17 protein-coding genes are annotated in these 17,644 nt (G+C 33.8%); 8 read left to right on the plus strand and 9 right to left on the minus strand.

All coding sequences use genetic code 11. The annotated features are described in order from the left end of the window. Window positions 1-13: 13 nt before the first annotated feature. Window positions 14-553 carry a helix-turn-helix domain-containing protein gene (locus OD917_RS16140; RefSeq protein ID WP_263524424.1) on the minus strand — a complete coding sequence of 180 codons (540 nt, stop codon included), beginning with the start codon at window positions 551-553 and terminating at the stop codon, window positions 14-16. 189 nt (window positions 554-742) lie between these two features. Here OD917_RS16140 and OD917_RS16145 point away from each other — a divergent pair, with 189 nt between their 5' ends. Beyond that, window positions 743-2,209 (plus strand): glycoside hydrolase family 130 protein, encoded by a 1,467-nt coding sequence (locus OD917_RS16145; protein WP_263524425.1) that lies wholly within the window; start codon window positions 743-745, stop codon window positions 2,207-2,209. 13 nt (window positions 2,210-2,222) lie between these two features. Here the strand turns inward: OD917_RS16145 and OD917_RS16150 are convergent, their stop codons facing one another. Next, window positions 2,223-2,999 (minus strand): TIGR03915 family putative DNA repair protein, encoded by a 777-nt coding sequence (locus OD917_RS16150; protein ID WP_263524426.1) that lies wholly within the window; start codon window positions 2,997-2,999, stop codon window positions 2,223-2,225. A gap of 6 nt (window positions 3,000-3,005) precedes the next feature. Beyond that, on the minus strand, window positions 3,006-4,262 hold the full coding sequence (locus OD917_RS16155; RefSeq protein ID WP_263524427.1) for a putative DNA modification/repair radical SAM protein: 1,257 nt from the start codon (window positions 4,260-4,262) through the stop codon (window positions 3,006-3,008). A 280-nt stretch (window positions 4,263-4,542) separates the two neighbouring features. Here OD917_RS16155 and OD917_RS16160 point away from each other — a divergent pair, with 280 nt between their 5' ends. Then, window positions 4,543-4,788: a hypothetical protein gene (locus tag OD917_RS16160; protein WP_263524428.1), complete on the plus strand. Its 246-nt coding sequence runs from the start codon at window positions 4,543-4,545 to the stop codon at window positions 4,786-4,788. A 281-nt stretch (window positions 4,789-5,069) separates the two neighbouring features. On the opposite strand, the gene OD917_RS16165 is transcribed toward OD917_RS16160, so the two are convergent. Then, window positions 5,070-6,665 carry a tetratricopeptide repeat protein gene (locus OD917_RS16165; protein ID WP_263524429.1) on the minus strand — a complete coding sequence of 532 codons (1,596 nt, stop codon included), beginning with the start codon at window positions 6,663-6,665 and terminating at the stop codon, window positions 5,070-5,072. Between the two features lie 460 nt (window positions 6,666-7,125). On the opposite strand from OD917_RS16165, the gene OD917_RS16170 reads away from it, so the two are divergent. From OD917_RS16170 to OD917_RS16195, 6 genes are all read left to right on the plus strand, one after another. Next, window positions 7,126-8,331, plus strand: coding sequence for a DcaP family trimeric outer membrane transporter (locus OD917_RS16170; protein ID WP_263524430.1), 1,206 nt, complete (start codon window positions 7,126-7,128; stop codon window positions 8,329-8,331). Window positions 8,332-8,370: 39 nt separating this feature from the next. After that, window positions 8,371-9,819 carry an aspartate ammonia-lyase gene (locus OD917_RS16175; RefSeq protein ID WP_263524431.1) on the plus strand — a complete coding sequence of 483 codons (1,449 nt, stop codon included), beginning with the start codon at window positions 8,371-8,373 and terminating at the stop codon, window positions 9,817-9,819. 24 nt (window positions 9,820-9,843) lie between these two features. After that, window positions 9,844-10,911 carry a type II asparaginase gene (locus OD917_RS16180; protein ID WP_263524432.1) on the plus strand — a complete coding sequence of 356 codons (1,068 nt, stop codon included), beginning with the start codon at window positions 9,844-9,846 and terminating at the stop codon, window positions 10,909-10,911. 178 nt (window positions 10,912-11,089) lie between these two features. Beyond that, window positions 11,090-11,569, plus strand: a complete 480-nt coding sequence (locus tag OD917_RS16185) for a YybH family protein (RefSeq protein ID WP_263524433.1) — start codon at window positions 11,090-11,092, stop codon at window positions 11,567-11,569. Between the two features lie 60 nt (window positions 11,570-11,629). Further along, the gene (locus OD917_RS16190; RefSeq protein WP_263524434.1) at window positions 11,630-12,109 is read left to right on the plus strand and encodes a hypothetical protein; all 480 of its coding nucleotides are present in this window, start codon (window positions 11,630-11,632) and stop codon (window positions 12,107-12,109) included. A 76-nt stretch (window positions 12,110-12,185) separates the two neighbouring features. Further along, complete coding sequence (locus OD917_RS16195) at window positions 12,186-13,229, plus strand: hypothetical protein (protein WP_263524435.1); 1,044 nt, start codon at window positions 12,186-12,188, stop codon at window positions 13,227-13,229. A gap of 140 nt (window positions 13,230-13,369) precedes the next feature. Here OD917_RS16195 and OD917_RS16200 read toward each other — a convergent pair whose 3' ends face one another. The 5 genes from OD917_RS16200 to OD917_RS16220 all read right to left on the minus strand — a co-directional run bounded on the left by OD917_RS16200 (window position 13,370) and on the right by OD917_RS16220 (window position 17,456). Then, window positions 13,370-13,789: an arsenate reductase ArsC gene (locus OD917_RS16200; protein WP_263524436.1), complete on the minus strand. Its 420-nt coding sequence runs from the start codon at window positions 13,787-13,789 to the stop codon at window positions 13,370-13,372. 131 nt (window positions 13,790-13,920) lie between these two features. Further along, window positions 13,921-14,394: a DUF6428 family protein gene (locus OD917_RS16205; protein ID WP_263524437.1), complete on the minus strand. Its 474-nt coding sequence runs from the start codon at window positions 14,392-14,394 to the stop codon at window positions 13,921-13,923. 58 nt (window positions 14,395-14,452) lie between these two features. Then, on the minus strand, window positions 14,453-14,779 hold the full coding sequence (locus OD917_RS16210) for an ArsR/SmtB family transcription factor (RefSeq protein ID WP_111362835.1): 327 nt from the start codon (window positions 14,777-14,779) through the stop codon (window positions 14,453-14,455). 124 nt (window positions 14,780-14,903) lie between these two features. Then, window positions 14,904-15,998 carry a DUF1214 domain-containing protein gene (locus OD917_RS16215; protein ID WP_263524438.1) on the minus strand — a complete coding sequence of 365 codons (1,095 nt, stop codon included), beginning with the start codon at window positions 15,996-15,998 and terminating at the stop codon, window positions 14,904-14,906. A gap of 57 nt (window positions 15,999-16,055) precedes the next feature. After that, the gene (locus OD917_RS16220; protein WP_263524439.1) at window positions 16,056-17,456 is read right to left on the minus strand and encodes a DUF1254 domain-containing protein; all 1,401 of its coding nucleotides are present in this window, start codon (window positions 17,454-17,456) and stop codon (window positions 16,056-16,058) included. Between the last annotated feature and the right edge of the window lie 188 nt (window positions 17,457-17,644).

Here is a 17,644-nt window from a genome sequence, read left to right on the forward strand (position 1 = left end):
TTTATGACTTGAATTATAAGAAGTTGTTTTTCAGTTTTATAACTAATTCTTGTTTTTGGTTTAAACTGATTCCGTTTACTATCACGATCAAGAGTTTTAAGGAAAGAAATGCAATTAAAGGAACGATAAAAAGTGGAAATTTTAATGTAAAAGCACTCTGAAGAAACGGACTTGCAATCATCAAAATAGAGAGAATAAGACTTAAAACAATTTGAACACTTACGATTTGTTTTCCTAATTCTTTGTTTATTGAATCTTTGGTTTTATAAGTTAGAATTAAAGGAAAAAGAATGCTTCCAAACGGAATGATTAATCCTGACAAAACAGAAAGATTAATAATTTTTGCTCTTTCGATTTCGATGATTTCTTTTTTGAAGATGAGATTTTCAGGATCAGTTTCTAGAGCTTCGGCAATCGTTTTTAAAGTAAAACCTTTAAGAATATTTCCAGCCTCAATTCTCTGAATCGTTCGTAGCGAAAGACCAGATTTTTCGGCGAGTTCATTTTGAGTTAGGTTTTTTTCTTCTCTCAAAAATTTAACTTTATTCTTCATTGTTTTTAGTTAGTGTACAAAGACGAAATTAGGAAAAAACTTTTGATGTAATTGACCTAATAAAAGAGGTGCAATTAAACGTAAATTTTAAGTTTTAATAAAAAATTAAGTTTTTTTCTTTAACAAAATTTACTAACTTGTTGTTTACTAAAAGATTTCTTTAATGTTATAGTCATAAAATTCCTAGTTATGCGAGTATCCGTTGTTCGAAAAAATATAAAACTTTTACCAGATTCAAGAAGAGTTGTTGCCCGTTATTTCATGAATGGGCAAGAAAGAACCCAGCAAATGGTGCTTCGTATAATGATGTTAGACGAAAAGCAAGTGTTGCAAACTTTAGAGCAGACACTTCGTGAATTTGCTCGAAGACACCGTAATATTTCCACAGTTTTTTTTAGACACTGCGAAAGAATAAGACCTATAATTGAAGAAATGCAAATCAATTATGAAACGTTGTCTCTCGATCGCAAAATGCTGATTGGATCTTATTGTACAATGGAATATGCGATTGAATCTGCGGCGATTTTTAATCCTTCGATAGTTGAAGATTTTGATCAGACGGGACTTGAAGCGGGAGAAAAACGTGTTATTATTTCTTTTCGCGCCACGGGTGAAGGCCATATTTCGTCCATTGTTTTTAGAAGGGCAATTTTAGATCGTGATAATAATCTGCATATCATGAAGATTGGAAATCATATCGATAAGGCAGAAATTGAACATAAAACTTTATTTAATAAAGAACGTTTTTTGACGAAATTGTATGAAATGCATACAGCGGATAAATATATTGTCCAGATTATGCAGGATCTGCCTGAGGAATTTGAATTTGCTATTTTAAAAAATATGCTAGTTGAGGCTTTAAGCGATCCTTTAATTCGTGAAGAAAGAAAGGTAGCGCTGGAAGAGATTTTATGGCTTGCCAATTCTTTTTACGATTTACAATTTAAACATGATTCTGATATTACAGAGCGTGTCATATTCCCGATTTCTGATTCTGAAAGCCGAGGAATCGAAGATGCTCGTTTTGTTCGTTTTACAGATGATGATGGTTCAAGTCGTGTTATGGCAACCTATACCGCTTATAACGGACATACAATTCTTCCGAAATTAATCTCTACCGAAGATTTTTATAGTTTTAGAGTAATGCCACTTCATGGCGAAGGTGCACAAAATAAAAATCTGGCTTTGTTTCCCCGAAAAATAAAAGGTAAATATGCGATGCTAGCTCGAATTGATGGCGTGAATAATTATATCATGTACTCAGATCGGGTAACGCAATGGAATACACCGATTTTGTTGCAAGAACCAAAATTTACTTGGGAATTAACCCAAATAGGAAATTGTGGTTCTCCACTTTGGACCGAAGAAGGATGGCTTGTAATTACGCATGGAGTAGGAACAATGCGACGTTATTGTATTGGTGCGTCATTGTTTGATCTCGATGATCCGTCAAAAGAAATTGGAAGACTTACCGAGCCATTGCTTTCGCCAATGGAAGATGAGCGTGAAGGTTATGTGCCAAATGTGGTGTATTCTTGCGGAGCAATTATTCACAACAATAGTTTGATTCTTCCTTATGCCGTTTCCGATTATTGTTCGACTTATGCAGCGGTTGATTTGGTTGAATTGCTTGATGCGCTTAAGAAAAGTAAATAGTAATCTTTGAATATTATCTTTTGTTTTTTAGATCAGGAATTTTCTCTATTAGATTTTTCCAATATCGTTTTGGCATATGTTTGATGTGAAGTTTGGTGTTTTTTCTCGATTCAATATTTACGCTGCTGAAATAATTTCGCCATAAATTTTGGAAAAACTCTTCGTTTTCGTCATTAATTTCAGCTAGAGAATTTGAAGAATTAGACTCAAACCGCATTTCGACTGTAGAGACATTTTTAAGATCGTAATAAATTCCGTATTTGCGTTTTGAGTCGTAAATGAGCCATTTCTGATCTGCGTAGCGGTTTTTAAAATGCTCTTCTATGAGAGATAAAACGTTGCAATCTGGTTCTATAATTGCATAATACAATTCGTCTTTTGTTAGTTTAAAACGGACAAAAGCTTTCATTCTATGGCTTTCTTTTCCAGTTAAATGTGCTGCTTTTTTTACGTTTAAAACTTCGCTTCGGTTTAAATCTCCTTCGATATTAATTGGACTTGAAAAAACATATTCGACAAATCGGAATAAGATTTCCTCAATCTGATCCATTTCAGATAAAAAAGCGAAATATAAATTGTTGAAACCATGATAAGAAAGTTTTCGCTTCAAGCTATTTAAAACTCGATCGGCTTTTGAATTGTCAGTTACAATAAAATGTATATCTGAAAAAAGTAAAGTGTTTGAGATTTCTTCTTTTGCAAAAACAATATCTTTTAGTTTGTATTCGTAGATTTCAAAAACTGCTGTGAGCCAGCCTTCATAACTTCCATCGTAAATTATCTGTGTCATTTTGAATTAAAATAAAGTCAGCTGATTTGAAAAATTGTTTCTGTATTTACTGTTTTGCAAATTCAAAATCTGATTTTTTATTTGAATGGAAGTCAAATCTTTCTGCGTATAAAAAGGCGAAGAAAAAGCTAAAAAATATTTTGAACGACTGTACGAAATCCCTAATTTTTTTAAGTCGTCAGGCTGTAATTTTTTGAATTTTCTAGCATCAATAATTTTCTTTGCGCTCAAAAGTCCGATTCCGGGAATTCGATGAATTAATTCTAAATCAGCTGCATTAATATCTACAGGAAATTGGTGCAGATTTCGTAAAGCCCACCCTAATTTAGGATCAATATCTAAATCAAGATTAGGTTGGTCAAAACCAACAATTTCATTGACATTAAATCCATAATAACGAATTAGCCAATCGGCTTGATACAAACGATTTTCACGAATCATTGGCACGGGAGTTCCAATTACAGGAAGTCTGTTATCGTAACTTATTGGCACATAACCGGAATAATATACGCGGCGCATATTCATTTGTTCGTAAAAATAATTTGCCATTCCAAGAATTTCTAGATCATTTTCTTTGGTTGCCCCAATTACCATTTGCGTGCTTTGTCCAGCTGGAGCAAAAAGCGGTGTTTTGTAATTTAATTTTTTCTCTTCTTGATAACCAACAATTTCATTTTTAAGATATTGCATGGGTTTAATTACATCTTTATGATTTTTGTCTGGAGCTAATAATTTGAGACTTTGTTCTGTTGGCATTTCGACATTTACACTCAAACGATCAGCGTACAATCCGGCTTCTTTTAGTAATTCTTCGCTTGCACCTGGAATTGCTTTTAGATGAATGTAACCATTGAAATTCTCTTCCAATCGCAGTTTCTTCACAATCCGAACCAAGCGTTCCATCGTATAGTCGGCGTTGTCAAAAATTCCAGAACTTAAAAACAGTCCTTCAATGTAATTTCTTCTATAAAAACCTATGGTTAAATCTACAACTTCCTGTATGGTAAATGCCGCTCTTTTAATATCGTTGCTTTTTCTGCTGACACAATAGGCACAGTCAAAAATGCAATGATTGGTAAGCAGGATTTTTAGAAGAGAAACACAGCGTCCGTCTTCTGTAAAAGCGTGGCAAATTCCGCTTCCAGTATCTCCCAAGCCTTGATTTTTATTTTTACGAGTGCTTTGTCCAGAAGAGCAAGAAACATCATATTTGGCGGCATCTGCTAAAATTGCCAATTTTTTCATCATTCTTTCCTGTATCATTTTTGCTCTTTTTTTTATGAAATTCAATCTTTCAAAACTAGGAATTCAGGCTAAAAAAGAAGCGAAAGAAGCTGTTCTAAATTGTATCAATTTTTATGAGAATCTATTTTGCATTAAAAATTTAACGAAACCTTAATGTGAAAACAGGTATAAATACGGGGGTGTAAAATGTTGGATATTTATACATTCGCCGAATAAGGAAAAAAACTAATCAATCCCCTTAAGATTAGATTTTTGACTTTATAGTGTTAGCAAATATTAAGAACAAACGGCTAAAACGATGAAATTTGTAAAAGGACAAGATGTATCCTACACTGCATTGAGTGGGAGATCTTATAAGGCGACCGTTATAGAAAGAAAAATGGATTTTAAAAAGGGGCTGATCATAAAATCTACTTCAAAAGAAAGAGATTTTCATTATCTGATTGAAATTCAAAAAGATGGCACAACAGAGAATATTCTATGTGCCGAAAATCATCTTAGATTATTGGAAAAGAAAAAACGATTAGCAAAGAAAGTGGCTTAATTACAACAGGTAATAAATGTTGCAATCTTTTCTATTATAGTTTATGGCATTTCTTTTTTAGGAGTATGCCTAGGATTTTGTGCAATATATTTTTCTGATTTTCAAATTAATGGATAGAAAAAGATCAAGAATTGTTTAACAGCTTTATTCAAAAACTTTTTGATATTTCGAATATTAAGAAAGTTGAGAGTTCTTCTGTGATGAGTTATATCAAACCATCTACTAAATTGGATTTTTAAATATTAAAGAAATACATAAAAAACTCCGTAAAGCTTCTAGTTTTACAGAGTTTTTTGTTTTACCTCATCTTTTAAGCCAATTCTTTTTAAGCTATTTACGATTCTAAAAACAACCTCATCCGAGAACATATAGCTGGAGAGTGTGCTTTTTATTTCTGTTGCCGTTTGAGGTTGTAGTTCTAGAAGGTTCTTTAAATGTTTTTTTGCTTTTGCATCTTCATTTAAAAGTGATAAGGACACTGCTTTGAGCAAAGGATCCCAAATGGTTTCATTAGCATCCATTTTGTCAGCCCAGTACAAAGATTTTTGATACTCTTTTTTATAGATGTAGTAATAACAATATCCAATGTTAATCCACCACGGATGCGAAGGGTTTATGCGTATTGCATTTTCTAATAAATTGAAACCTTTCTCAAAATATCCGGCAAAGATCAGCATGCAGCCAAGTCCTGAAACAATTCCAGAGGAGTTCGGATTTATTTTTAAACATTGTTCTGCAGCTTGAAGGCAATTGTCTTGATCTTTTCTAAAACAATTTATTAAAGTCAAAGCGTACCATCCCTGTTGACAATGCGGATCTATTTTTAAAGCCTTTATAATACAATGGGAGCTTCTTTCGATGGTCTTTTTACAATTGTCTATTCCTAAAGCAATAGAAGCAAGTTGCATTTCGCCAAGCATTGCCCAAGCAATTGCGTGATTAGGGTCTAATTCTACCGCTTCGTTTAAGCTAGCTAAAGCATTTGCATAATTCTCAACCGAAAATGCGCATTGGTATTCATGATAGTTTCGAATTGCTTTTAAAACGCTTGTATTATTTGATATTTTAGAAGGTGCAGTTTTTACGATTTCATTAAAAATAATGCCATAATAACCGCCCATAGTAGAAACAATGTCTTTTACAATTTCATTTTGAATTCTAATTCCGTCATCAATAGTAGTGGGAGTAAATACTTTTGTCGAAATGAATTTTCCTGAAGATGAGCTTATCAGACTGACTCTTATGTGCAGTTTGTTATCGATAATTTGAATATGTCCTGTAATAATAAAATCTGCTCCAACTAAATTTGCTGCTTCTATAATGTTTTCATTAATTTTTGAAATAACATTTGGCGAAAAATGTCCTATTACAGAGATATCTTGAAAGCGTGATAGTTCGGCACTGATTTCCTCAGAAAGGATTTGAGAAAAAGCTTCTAAATCTGGTCTTTGCACAATAGATTTAAAAGGAAAAACGGTAATTATTGGATTTGTTTTAATGGAGCTGATAGGGAGATCAATCTGCCTCATTTTGCTATTATGAATAAATTCTGGAACGTAACAGCCTTTCGGGACATGAATGATAACCGAATTGTCTTTTCCGTCAGAAGAATAATATTCCGTAAGTAATTTTCTTAATCGCCCTGCATGAATGCGAACCATGGCATCATCGTGAGGATTAAAATGAGAAGGTCTGCTTAAAGCATTTACTGCTATAGAGTATTCTTTAATAAACTGCTGTCTTTCATCGATAGTTTCTGTGACAATATAGCGTAGAAAATTACTTAAAAGAGTTGAGTTCTTAAAAGAATAAAACTTTAAAACATTTTCCAGCTCATTATAGATTTTATCCGGGGGGATTTTTTTTATAGACTCCATAATAAATTATTTGAAAATTATTAATGTCAAAAAAAAGTCACTGCGGCGTATAAAATGTTAAAGGTCAAATGCTTATGAAGCTATAAAATTATGAAAATTTTTAACATGTTAGTATTATTAATCTGATATTTTAACCGTTAAATGTAACGGTTAATAACTCTAATGGTCGGTAGGTATTGATTATATTTGTTTGATTATCAGTAAATAAAATGCCTGTTTTCGTCTTTTTTAACAGAAAATGATAACCAAATGTAAAACCTGATAAAATTTTTTGTCCCTACACGAGAAATTTTTACGAAAAATGAAGAAGACTTTTCGGCATTAAAAAACCAATAATTGAGAATACAGATTTTTTAAAATAAAGTACCTTTTATTTTAAACCCAGATTGTAAAAAACAGATTAATAGTAGTATCCCACAATAAACAAACTATAATCATTATGAAAAAAAAGTTTTTACAAATGGTAAAGATCAGGTATCGTGCCATTATAATTTGTTTTCTTCTAGCAAATCTTGTACAAGCTCAAGATGATAATGCTAAAAAAAGTATGGAAATCTATGGATTTATTATGACTGATATTGGTTATAATTTTAATCAAATTCAATCAGATTGGTATGATGTGGTAAGACCAACTAAACTGCCTTCTTATGAAAATGAGTATGGACCAGATGGTAATTACTATGCTTCTGTACGTCAGACTAGATTAGGTTTTAAAAATTATTTTGATACAGGAATAGGAGAATTAAAGACACAATTCGAATTTGAGTTATTCGGAACAGGAGTAGATGCTGGTCAAACTACTTTTCGTTTACGCCATGCGTATGCCGAATTAGGAAAATTTGGAGCAGGACAAACTTGGAGCCCATTTATGGATATTGGCGTATTTCCAAATTCATTAGAGTATTGGGGACCAACTGGAATGGTATTTTTCCGAAATATTCAAATCCGTTACATGCCTATCCAAGGAGATACTCGTTTAACAATTGCATTAGAAAGACCTGGAGCAAGTGCTGATCAGGGAGATTATGCAAATCGTGTGGAATTGCAAGGTGTAAAGGCAAGATTTCCGTTGCCAGACCTTTCAGCAGAATATCATCTTGGAACAAAGTGGGGTTATGTTGAGTTGGCTGGTATAGTAAGAAAAATTGAATGGAAAGATCAAAATAATGACCAATTTGATTTGTCTGGAGATGCAATTGGATGGGGACTTAATTTAAGTACTAATATCAATTTTGGAAAAAGTGATGTTTTTAGAGGACAAGTTGTATATGGAGAAGGAATACAAAACTACATGAATGATGCGCCAGTAGATATAGCTATCGAAAATAATCCTAATAATCCTGTAACTCCTGTAAAAGGTGTTGCACTTCCTTTAATTGGTGTTGTAGCCTTTTTAGATCACACTTGGAGTGATAAATTTAGTACTTCGCTAGGATATTCGATGATTGATATCGATAACACAGACGGACAAGAAGACGATGCTTTTAAAAAGGGACAATATGCTCTCGTAAATCTTTTATATACTCCTGTAAAAAATTGCATGGTCGGAGTTGAATTTCAGTGGGGTGACCGCGAAAATTTCAACGACGGATGGAATACTTCCATTAGTAAACTGCAGTTTTCTTTTAGATACAACTTCTCAGAATCATTCTATAGAAAAAATTAATAAAATAGTTTCTACTTCTTAATCACAAAAAAAGAAAACATGTATAAAACTGTACGATATCTAGTATTGTTCGGATTGTCTATAAGTGCTCTAAATGCTCAGACCCGAACTGAAAAAGATCTTTTGGGAGAAAAACAAATCCCAGCAAATGCGTATTACGGAGTACAAACAGCCCGCGCATTAGAGAATTTCCAAATTAGCGGAATGACCACTCAATTCTATCCGGACTATGTAAGAGCTTTTGCAATGGTTAAATTGGCAGCAGCACGTGCCAATGCAGATGTGGGCCGACTTAAAAAGGACAGACTTGCTGCTATAGAAAAAGCGTGCCAAGCAGTAATTGACGGAAAATATCACGATCAATTTCTAGTTGATTTGTATCAAGGAGGGGCAGGTACTTCTGCTAATATGAATGTCAATGAAGTGTTAGCGAATATCGCATTGGAACTTAGCGGACATAAAAAAGGGGAGTATCAATACATTGAACCTCACGATGATCTAAATATGGGACAGTCTACAAACGATGTGTACCCAACAGCTATAAAAGTGGCATTATTGCTTCATAATGATAAATTAGTCAAAGAAGCGGATCTTCTTGCGAAAGCATTCCACAAAAAAGGTGATGAATTTAAAGACATCGTAAAAATGGGAAGAACTGAAGGTCAGGATGCTGTTCCAATGACGGTTGGACAAGAGTTTCATGCTTTTGGTAATCAGCTTGATGCTGAGATTACTGCTTTGAAAAAATCGGAAGTTTTTTTATGCGAACAAAATATGGGAGCTACAGCCATTGGAACAGGAATTACTGCTTCTCCAGGATATGCTGAAAAAGTAGCGACGCATCTTGCAAAAATTACAGGAAAACCAATTGTAATGAGTAAAGACCTTATTGCGGCAACAACAAGTCAGCAAGGATTTGTGATGTATTCATCTACACTAAAAAGTATGGCAGTTGCATTATCAAAAATAAGCAGTGATTTGATCATTTTAGCTTCTGGTCCGCGTACTGGACTTTTTGAAATCAATCTTCCAGCACTTCAGCCAGGATCTTCTATTATGCCAGGAAAAGTAAATCCAGTAATGCCAGAACTTATGAATCAGTTGTGTTTTAAAGTAATGGGAAATGATCTTACAGTAACTCTCGCAGCACATTCTGGTTTATTGCAATTAAATGCCTTTGAACCTGTCGAAGCTATTGCAATGATGGAATCTCAAGGATTGTTTTTTAAAGCAATGCCGTTATTTAGAAAAAATTGTATTGATGGTATCACGGTTAATAAAGACATTTTAGCGCATTATATGGACAGAAGCGTTGGTATTGTAACGGCTCTTAATCCTATTCTAGGTTACGAAAAAACTACCGAATTGGCTAAAGAAGCACTTGCAACCAATAAAGGAATTCTGGAGCTTATTCGAGAAAAGAAATTGCTGACAGAAGATCAGATTAAAAAACTTCTTGATCCAGTAAGCTTAACAGGGCAAAAATAAACATAACCTTAAAACAAAATAATCATGAAATTAACTATAAAATTTTACAGCAAAATATTTTTAATAGTGATGCTTTTACTAAGCATTGGCATGTTTGGACAGGCAAAACCTAAAGTTCTTATTCTGGCAACAGGTGGAACAATCGCTGGATCTGCTAAAAGCGGAGTACAGTCAGGATATACTTCTGGACAAGTAACTATTGATGCGATGGTAAATGCAGTTCCAGATGCTATGAAATTGGCAGACATTAAAGGAGAGCAAATTTCGAATGTAGGATCTCAGGATATGTCATTTGAAATTATGCTAAAAGTTGCTAATCGAATCAACGAATTGGCGTCAAGCAAAGATGTAGACGGTTTTGTAATCACACATGGAACGGATACAATGGAAGAAACCGCTTATTTTTTAAATCTGGTTGTAAAAACAGACAAACCAGTTGTTTTGGTAGGATCTATGCGTCCATCAACGGCTATTAGTGCAGACGGGCCCTTAAATCTTTACAATGCAATTGCGGTTGCTGCAGATCCTAAAGCAAAAGGACACGGAGTACTTTTGGTAATGAATGACTGGATTCACTCTGCACAATCTTTAACAAAAGTAAGTACAACAGCTGTTCAGACTTTTATGTCTCCAATTCGTGGACTTATAGGAACTACTGCTTACGGAGTAAATGATTTCTTCCATTACCCTGATCAAAAATTTGGAAAAAACTCAGAATTTGATGTTAAAGGCGTGAGCACTTTTCCTCGTGTAGATATCATTTATGCTGACGCAGATATGAAACCTGATCTAATTGATGCTTCGATTGAAAAAGGAGCAAAAGGAATCGTAATTGCCGGAGTTGGAAACGGAAACATGAACAAAGCTTCTCTTGATGCTTGTGCAAAAGCGAGTAAAAAAGGAATTATCGTAGTAAGAAGTACACGTGTTGCTACAGGAATTGTGGGACGTAATGTGGAATGTAATGATGATGAACTAGGACTTATTGCTTCATACGGATTAAATCCGCAGAAATCTAGAATTCTATTGTCTGTTGCATTGCTTAAACAGAGAAGTCTGGCTGAACTTCAAAAAATATTTGAAGAGTATTAAATGTTTTAAAAATCTATTTCCGATCAATTTATTCTCAATTTAAAATAGACTATCAACCAAGCAAAATGAAAATAAATCTAAAGTTCTAGAGACAGATTACGAAATGTTTTTTATAAAGCAAATGGTGCGTTACTTTATAAAAGGATAAATGTTATATCAACTTGAAAATTAAATATATATGAAAAATAAAATAGTTGCAAGAGTGATTCTCGCGGGATTCTGTGTTTTACTGGTTTCGTGCAATACAAAAAAGGAAGAAAATGTTGAAATCGATTTAAAGCAAGTCAAGAAGGAAATTCAGGCAAAAGAAAATGAATATGCAGCAACATACAACGCAGGTCAGTTAAAAGAGATCGGGTATTACGCAGAAGACGCTATAACCTTTTATCAAAATAGACCGCCAATTACTGATAAAGATGCTAGATATAAATTTTTAGAATCAGATTTAGCCAATAATACCAATGTGATTTCATTTGAAACCAAAGAAGTTTTTGTTTCTAATGATGGAAAAATGGTTGTAGAAGTTGGTTATTACAAAGTAACCGATTCAACAAACACTCCAATAAATACAGGAAATTATATGAGCCTTTTCGAAAAAAGAGATGGCAAATATGTGTGCTTGAGAGATATGAGTGCTTCTGATGGATTGACAGAATAAAACAGCATCCAATTTTAGCTATGACTTTAGCAAATAATTAAAACGAAAAAATTAAAAATTATGAAAAATATATTATTTATACTCCTGATGGTTTTGGGGTTGAATGCTTCTGCACAGAGTTCTACAGATGAAATCAAATTGATCCAAGACCTTTATGGAAAATCTAAATCAGATGTTGTTAAAGAATACTTGGGTTTATCTGAGACACAATCTGCAGCATTTCAGCCAATTTATGACAGTTACGAATCACAACGCAAATCTTTAAGCCAGCAAAAGATTAAGATTCTAGAAGATTATGCTCAGAATTATTCGAATCTTAGCGATGCTAAGGCTACAGAATTGACAAACGCAAATTTAAAATACAATCAGGATTCAGAAAAATTACTTGCCAAAACACATTCTAAATTGGTGAAAGCAATTGGCGGAATCAATGCTGCCAAATTTGTACAGTTAGAATTGTACTTGCAAGTAACTATTCGATCTGAAATTCAGAACGCTATTCCTTTTATTGGTGAATTGGATCAAGCCAAAAAACATTAGACGATTTCTGGGTAAGGAGTAGAAAGTATAGAAAGAAGCTTTTCTACTCATCTTATTAATATTTTATACTCTTACTATGATAAAGAAATTTACAAAATATTTGACTATAACAATGATCTTATTTACTCAGTTTATTTTTTGCCAGTCTGAAAATGATGTTAAAGAGCTTGGACTTCCTGGAGATAATCTGGATTTGTATGCTGTAATGACGCTTTTTCAGAAATCAAAAACTATTGAGGAATTTGAGAAAAACCTGAATCTGGAGAAAACAGGAATTAACAATCTGGATTTGAATCTTGACAAAAAAGTAGACTTCATAAAAGTAAATACCAAGAAAAATGGCAACTCATTTACTTTTGTTCTTCAAGTTGCTGTAAGCAAAACAGAGAATCAGGACGTTGCAGTTATTTTGGTCGATAAAGACAAAAACGGAAAAGTAAAAATGCAAATTGTGGGCGATGAACTCCTTTATGGTAAAGATTATGTGATTGAACCCATATCAAAATCAGAACCTGCAAAAACAGCAAATCCTGCTTATACAGGAAACGATCCTGTAACTACAACACCAGCTGTAACAGCAGTGGTGGTAGAAACTGTACCAATTGTACAGTATGTATATTCGCCAGCTTATGTGCCATATTATCCACCTTATTATTATGGGTTTTATCCGCCTTATTTCGCCGCTTTTACAGTAATGGCAGTAGGGATTTATCGTCATAACCATTATTACCATCATCATGGTTATCATGGCGGACATTATCATGGCGGACATAACAATGTATATATTAATAACAGAAACAGTTTTAATAATTACAATAATAATAGAGCACGATCGACTACTGTACGAGACAATTCTGCCAATAATAGATATAATACCAATCGCGGCAATTCGCGTCCTTCAGCAGGAACATCCGATCGCGCTAGAAATACCAATGCATCAGGTAGAACGCGCCAAAGTGCATCACCAAGTGCTGGAACTTCAAATCTTAATAGAGGAAGTTCTTCAAACTCTAATTTTAATAGAGGAGGAGGTTCTTCGTCAAGACCAAGTGCAGGACAAATGGGAGGCGGTTCTCGCGGCGGAGGCGGCTTCGGAGGAGGTGGCGGAAGAAGAAGATAAACGGCGTTTTTTATAATGTTTCATCAGAAAAAAATGCGTAAGTCCTTTTGGGTTTACGCATTTTTGGTTTTTAATATATTATGTTTAAACATTGCGCAGAAATGAATTTGAATTGTGTGCTCCAGCGGAGCGACATTAAATTATGCTAAATTTTCTACCACAAAGTCTTTGCAATAGTCTTTTATAAGATCTCTAACGGTTCTAAATTGTTCCATTATTTCAGAATCAGTTCCTGTTGCTTTTGCTGGATCAGGAAAGTTATAATGAAATTTAATTGCCTTTGTTGGAAAAAACGGACATCGTTCTTTTGCATTATCACAAACTGTAATCACAAAGTCAAAATCAATATGCGTATATTCATCAATATTATTTGATGTATGGTTTGAAATGTCAATTCCGTCCTCTTTCATTATCAAAATAGCTTTTGGATTAACGCCATGAGTTTCTACACCTGCGCTGTAAACCTCAGCTTTATTTCCTGCAAAAAATCTCATATAGCCTTCAGCAATCTGGCTTCTGCAGCTATTTCCTGTACAAAGTATTAATATTTTCTTTTTCATAATTAAACAAATAACCAAATGATATTTATGATGCAGAATTTTGGTTCAAAACCGAAAATAAGCTGCAACAAAATAACAGAGGAGGTTATTATAATTGGTTTTTTGTGTTTAAAGATTAGTTCTTTCATTTTTTAGCAGCATCCTGAGTTTGGCGTGCAGCAAGAAGCAGTATCATTGGTCAATTGAGTAAGACTGATCTTTTGTTTTTCTGCTGGAATACCGCAAGCATCTTGTGCCAAACAGGCTGTAGTTTTATTTTTTAGAACGAAAGTTTTTCCGTTAAAATCCAAATCATATTTTCCAATTGTAACATTCTGATATTCTACTTCAATTTCTAAATCTTCGATGTTTAGCTTATCTTCAGATAATTGAATGATGTGCAATAATTTATTCGGTTTTAAACGATGCTCAAAATCGTTAGCATCCCAAAGCTGAAAGTTAATCGCTTTTTCATTTCTGATTACTCCGCCGCAATCAATAAAATTTTTGGTTACTACGCCAACTTCTGTTACATGAAAATGTTCTGGCACAAAAGTTCCGTTTTCCAATTGAAATTCAACATTCTCTAATGTTGGCAAAATCTGTTTAACTTCTGATAATTTCATCTTATTTTTATTTATTTGTTAATTGCAATATTGCGATATATTTTGTCAAAAAAATGTTTTAGCAACATTTTGATTTTGAAATAGTTTGTGTGATGTTTAAAAAGTAGGAGTTTAAAATATCGATTGTTTTTTCATCAATACAATAGCAAATAGCGTTTCCAGAAATGTTTCCTTTAATGATTCCCGCATTTTTTAACTCTTTTAGATGCTGAGAAACTGTAGGCTGGGCAAGAGGCAATTCGTTTACAATATCTCCGCAAATACATTCATTCACTTTTAGTAAATATTCGATTATGGCAATTCTTGCAGGATGTCCTAACGCTTTGGCAATTGTAGCAATTTGATTTTGTGCGTCTGTAAAATGTTCCGTTTTAGTTGCTCCCATGTTGATTATATTAATATTGCAATATTACGATATAGTTTTTAAATGATGAAATTTTTAATAGATTATTTTAAACTGAAAAAGCTCCAGATTTCTCTAGAGCTTTCACCTTAAATAAAATTATATTTTATTTAACCTCAACAGCCTCAGGAAATTTCCAAGTGCCGTTAAGTATTTCTTTATGCGGACGATAAAGTCTAACCCAATAATTCCATCCATCAGTAACCGGAATACAATTTGGCGTTTTTCCGTCACAGCCTCCAAATTGTATCGTAATCGATCCGTCGGCATCTTTTTTTGCCGTAATATTGTTTAAAGTATACATATTGAGATCGTTTTTCTCAAAATAACCCGTTTTATTGTACACACTCACAGACCAAAAACCGTCGACGGGAACATTTTTTATTTTAAGTTTATAAACTGTTTTTCCGTCATTTTTTTTCGGATTTACAGAAAGATACAACGCATCTTTTTCAGGATTTCCGCCCCAACCGGTAGCGCTTCCAAGCAAATGGCGGGTTTCATCGACTTTTCCTCTTGGTCCAAACATTCCTTTGGTGTCAGACAATTTTTTGGAAACTTCAATTAAAGAATCGCGAACTTTCTTCTGACTCGTCTGATCCCAATTTGGAATATCAAATGTTCCTTTTTCTTTCTGGTCAATTTTAATAGCGTCTTGCAGACCCGTTACAATAGGAAGATCTTTAGGATTATTTGGATCAATAAATGTTCGTATAGCCAACATCAAATAGCGTGTGCCGACCTTTTCTTTGGTAAAAGTAAAAGTTCCAGGGGCATAATACGTTTCAGAATATTGATCTTCGTCGATTGTCTGCATAGACATAAAACGTTTCCCTGGGTTAGGAAGCGTTATTGTTACAGGTCCTGCATCGAGATCAAAAACGCCAGACGAATACAAAACATCACGATTGGCACGAATAACAGTCTGTTTGTCAATTGGCATAAGCGTTCTGTAATGATGCATGTTTCCAACACCGCCCGATTCTTTTACAGAAGTTGAAAAATAAACATCGGTTTCTGCACGATTGAAATTTGCTGCGGTTACAGCAACGCTATTTTTCTGAGCTGAAGAATCTGTTTTTACAGCAGTAGAATCTTTTAATGTTTCTGAATCGCTGTTTGATTTTTCTTTTTTACAGGAAGAAATGAGTAACGATATAGTAACTAAAAATATTCCTGATAGCAATTTGTAATTTTTCATACTATTTGAAATTAAAATTAGAAAAATGGTTATGATTTTATTTCTGATTCACGGAGCTTATTTTACAATTTCCGGAAGAGGCATTTTCCAAACATTATTGATAACATCGGGTTGCGGGCCATAAATTCTCATCACAAATATGAATTTTTCATCTTTAGGTGTCGGAAGCCAATTGCTTTCTTTGTCTTTTCCAGGAGAGTCTTTTTGTAGATAAATGTTCAAATCTCCATTGGGTTCATATTTTAATCCTTTTGTTTTATTGCCAATAGAATATCTGTTAATTGGATTTTGCACAAGAAAACGTTTAGGAAGATTGTACATCGTGATGCTCCAAAAGTATTTGGCTTCAGGCAATTGGTCTTTAGTAAATTTCAAAACATACTTATTATTTCCTAAAAGCACCTGATTGTTTTTATCGACGTTGCTTCCAGTATAAACGGCTTCTTCTTTGGTGTTTCCGTAAATTCCTGCCGCTGCAGCAATTGCACGGTTGAGGTAGTTATTTTTAAGTTCTGCGCGCGTGCCAAAAAGGCTTCCTGCATCTTTAACATTATCTATTTTAGATTCCAATTCTTGTTTGGCCTCGGCAATTCCTTTTTCTATCGCTTTTATCGTTTCTGGCGGATATTTCGAACTGTCAAAAGGTTCTCCAGGTACAATTCCGATTTTAGCAAAACGTTTTCTAAGTTCTTTTTCGCTGCTGTCTTCGCTCGTATATTGTAATAAGGCATTTAGAGCACTAATAAATTGAAGCGAACTGTAATCGCTTTCTTTCCAGACAGGCAGAGGAAGATTGTATTTTTTTACTGGAGGAGCAGGTTGTTTTGTATATTCATGAAGCGGAATTAATTTATACTGCGCCTGAATTTTTTTAAGATTTGGCACATCTGCAGGATCGTGCAATTGTGTACGGCCTACAAGAAAGATCAAATTGGTTTCAGAATGTAAAACCTTATCAATGCCTTTTGGAGTTTCTCCTTTCCAATCTGGCCCTGCAATGAGATATTTTCCAGCATTATTGCCAGTTGCTCGAGATCCAATATATTCAAAGTTGAAGGTATAGAGGTCTACAAACTGCATTACATAATATCTACTTTCTTCAATCTTTGGCACTTCAAGAATAACAGGTTCATCTGAAACATTAAGCGATGCCATTGAGTACGGAGTGTCATTATTTATAGTTATTACTAAAGTATCTGTTGGAGTTGCGCTTGTAGCTACACTTTTGAATTTGTTAAATCCTGAATATTCTTTAGCATCTTTGTTAATTGCACTGGAATAAATGGTTTTGTAATTATAAAATATAGGATACCCATATATCCAAGCTTCTTTTGCAATAGCAGTTATTGAATCGGCGGAATTGGCAGTTACGGTTTCTTGTTTATCTGCGGAGTGATCTTTCTTGTAGGCTGTTATGCTTAAAAGCAATATAATTAACAGTAGGACTGGATTTTTCATAATTCAAAATAATAAGATTTAACAAAGAGTTTATTTCTTAATTAGGTCTTCTAAAATTAGATTTTATGAAAGTATTTCGGATTTTTTTCAATCGAAAGATGGTTTCAAGTTATAACTTGAAACCATTTTTTTGTTTTTATAATTAGCGTAAAGCCATAAAAAAAGCTCCAGATTTCTCTGGAGCTTTA

The sequence above is a fragment of the Flavobacterium sp. SH_e genome, assembly GCF_025717045.1.
Lineage (GTDB): Bacteria > Bacteroidota > Bacteroidia > Flavobacteriales > Flavobacteriaceae > Flavobacterium.